Annotated in this window: 3 protein-coding genes; all 3 read right to left on the reverse strand. The window is 23.0% G+C overall.

What is annotated here, in order from left to right; translation table 11 throughout:
* Window positions 1-15: 15 nt before the first annotated feature.
* The 3 genes from ON17_RS00780 to rpmE are packed head-to-tail and all read right to left on the reverse strand — an operon-like array spanning window position 16 to window position 1,375.
* Complete coding sequence (locus tag ON17_RS00780; protein ID WP_017191582.1) at window positions 16-480, reverse strand: nucleoside deaminase; 465 nt, start codon at window positions 478-480, stop codon at window positions 16-18.
* 45 nt (window positions 481-525) lie between these two features.
* Window positions 526-1,104: a thymidine kinase gene (locus tag ON17_RS00785; protein WP_017191583.1), complete on the reverse strand. Its 579-nt coding sequence runs from the start codon at window positions 1,102-1,104 to the stop codon at window positions 526-528.
* Between the two features lie 28 nt (window positions 1,105-1,132).
* Window positions 1,133-1,375 carry a 50S ribosomal protein L31 gene (gene rpmE, locus ON17_RS00790; RefSeq protein ID WP_017191584.1) on the reverse strand — a complete coding sequence of 81 codons (243 nt, stop codon included), beginning with the start codon at window positions 1,373-1,375 and terminating at the stop codon, window positions 1,133-1,135.
* Window positions 1,376-1,479 lie beyond the last annotated feature (104 nt).

Here is a 1,479-nt window from a genome sequence, read left to right on the forward strand (position 1 = left end):
AATAAAATATAAAAATTATTTCTTTCTTAAATTGTAAAAAAATTTTTTTAAAATATGTTCATTTTCTTTTTCCAATAATTCTAATTTAATAAAATTATTTTGTTTATGTTTTTTTTCTTCCAAAAGAAAAAATAATTTTTTAAAAAAATATGATTTTGGATTGAAATTACTATAATATATTGTTTGAATCCGAGATTGAATTAAAGCACCAGCGCACATAAGACAAGGTTCCAAAGTAATATAAATAGTTACTTTATCCATTCGATAAGTTTTTAATTTTTTATTTAATTTCATTAAAAGTAAAAATTCAGCATGACCATAAAATAATTGACTTTTTTCTATATTATTGTGAGCTCTTAATATTATTTTATCATTCATAACAGCAACAGCGCCAACAGGAACTTCATCTTTTAAAAAAGCTTTTTTAGCTTCTTTAAAAGCTTCTTTCATAAAGAAAAAATGCTTTTCTTCTATATTCAATTATACATTAAATTCCTTACATTAATTTTTAAAATAAAGTTTTTTTTAAAAATTATGACATTTACGACAACAAGATTCATGATAATTATTACCGCCTATTAAAATAACAGGTTGTTCTTCATCATTTTCTTTTTCGTTAGCAAATATTCTTTGCGTTCTTGTTGCCTTTTTGCCACAAATAAAACAAAAAGATTTTAACTTAGTTACTTTATCAGATATTGATAATAAATATGGCATGGAACCGAATGGTTCTCCACGATAATCCAATTCTAAACCAGCGATAATAATTTTCATACATTTATAAGATAAATTGTTTAAAATTTTTTCTATATCTTTATCAAAAAATTGAATTTCATCTATGATTAAATATTCAATGTTTTCATTTTCTTTAAGAATATCTAAAATTTCTGAACTTTTATTAACTAACAAAGAAGGAACGGTTTTTAAATCGTGAGTTACTAATTCGCTTTTGAGAGAATAACGATTGTCAATTGAAGGTTTGAAAACTAAAAAATTTTTTTTCAATGAATTCAATGTTTCAATACGTTTAATCAATTCTGTCGTCTTTCCGGAAAACATTGGTCCACAAATGACTTCAATAAATCCTTCTTGATCTAAAATCATTTTTTATAAAACCTTTCTATGTTAAAAATTATTCCTCTATTTGTTGTTTATTATCGTCTTTTTTTTGATCATAACCGTAACGTTTGTGAAACTTATCTACTTGTCCAGCTACAGTTACAAAAACTTGTGAATCAGTATAAAAAGAATGACAATTGGAACAAGTTTCAATTTTCATAGTTTTAACTGTTGTACCTATTTTATGTGTTGTCTTGCAAGTAGCACAAGAAACTTCTATTTCATAAAACTCGGGTTGTTGTAATTTATTTTTCATAAACAAAATCCCCTTTTTATTTGATTAAAAAATTATTAATTAACTTTTTAATATTTATCACCTTTAATTTTAACATTAAAAAAACATTTTTCAAAATATTTTAT

This window comes from Poinsettia branch-inducing phytoplasma str. JR1 (assembly GCF_000309465.1).
GTDB lineage: Bacteria > Bacillota_I > Bacilli_A > Acholeplasmatales > Acholeplasmataceae > Phytoplasma > Phytoplasma pruni.